This is a genomic window from Bradyrhizobium sp. Kon56 (assembly GCF_055807635.1).
In genome coordinates this window covers 1-659 of sequence record NZ_JBVVOU010000114.1, presented here as the reverse complement: position 1 = coordinate 659, position 659 = coordinate 1, and the positions used below count along the sequence as shown (strand labels likewise).

General features: G+C 52.5%; 1 protein-coding gene. It reads left to right on the top strand.

Features of this window, described 5'->3' with window-relative positions; translation table 11 throughout:
- On the top strand, window positions 1–588 hold a 588-nt coding region (locus AC0L3B_RS38185), incomplete at its 5' end, for a methyl-accepting chemotaxis protein (protein WP_473382704.1).
- Window positions 589–659 lie beyond the last annotated feature (71 nt).

Below are 659 nucleotides of genomic sequence, written 5' to 3'. Positions count from 1 at the left end.
ATCGCACAAATGAGCCACGACGTGACAGAGTCGTCCAGCCATGTGCGTCTATTGGCTGAGCAGACGAATGACATTGGAAAAGTATTGGATGTCATTCGAGGTATTGCTGAGCAAACCAACTTGTTGGCTCTCAACGCCGCCATTGAAGCTGCCAGGGCTGGTGAAGCCGGCCGGGGTTTCGCGGTGGTGGCCGACGAGGTTAGAGCCCTTGCTCACCGCACGCAAAAATCTACACAGGAGATTGAAGCGATGGTCAGTACAATTCAACATGGCAGCGCTGAAGCAGTCGCGGCCATGAATAACAGCAGCAATCGAGGATTGCTCACACTTGAGGTGGCTAAAGCGGCAGGCGAGTCAATTGAGAGTATCACGCTAAGCGTCGCTGAAATTTCTCAACGCAACCTGGTGATCGCCAGCGCGGCCGAGCAGCAGGCAACGGTCGCGCGCGAAGTTGACCGTAACCTCATAAACATCCGGAATCTATCAGTGCAAACGTCCGCAGCGGCCAGCCAGACATTCGCCTCTAGTCAGGAGTTAGCGCGCCTAGCTCTAGACCTAAGCCAAATGGTCAAAAGGTTCAGGATCTAGCAAATCGGGATAATAGTTTTTATCTAGAAGAGCAAGGAGGCCTTTGATAAGAACATCGTTGTGTCAAATCC